General features: G+C 39.7%; 1 protein-coding gene. It reads left to right on the top strand.

Annotated elements, in window-relative coordinates; all coding sequences use genetic code 11:
• Nucleotides 1–24: 24 nt before the first annotated feature.
• Nucleotides 25–396 (top strand): hypothetical protein, encoded by a 372-nt coding sequence (locus Q1A54_RS20320; RefSeq protein WP_299991880.1) that lies wholly within the window; start codon nucleotides 25–27, stop codon nucleotides 394–396.
• The last annotated feature ends 73 nt before the right edge of the window (nucleotides 397–469 follow it).

Raw genomic sequence — 469 nt, 5'->3', positions numbered from 1 at the left:
GTTGGCGGTCATATTAAGAGATAAATGAACAGAAATCTTACTCAACAAGAAGTAGAAGCCTCGCTAACTTCGGGAAAGACAATAGAAGTTTTTCTTGGAAGAATCAGCGATGATAGTGAAATAATCAGCTGGCTTGACTTGCAAAAGACAAAGGATAATCTTGTTGAAGTAACCTGTTATGAAGTCTATGATGAAGGAAATTTAGAGTGGCTTGATTTATACGCTTTCTCTTTTGTAGACCCAGACATGGAATTTGAAAGCAATCAATTTGAAACGGTAGAAGAAGCCATTCGATTCATAAAAGGTAAGTATAGGCTGACGGAGCCAAAGTTCTTGACAAGGGGAGCAATTCAAACAGAATATGAAAACCTGTTAATTGCTGAAGGGAGAAACTAAGAATCACGTCCGCCAACAAAGCACATGTGTAAAGCTGCGGCTACGCCTTGCTCACCTCATGTACCAGCACGTT

The organism is uncultured Pontibacter sp., assembly GCF_947502515.1.
GTDB lineage: Bacteria > Bacteroidota > Bacteroidia > Cytophagales > Hymenobacteraceae > Pontibacter.
Note: the sequence above shows the minus strand (reverse complement) of the source record. Positions and strands in the feature narration are given on the sequence as shown.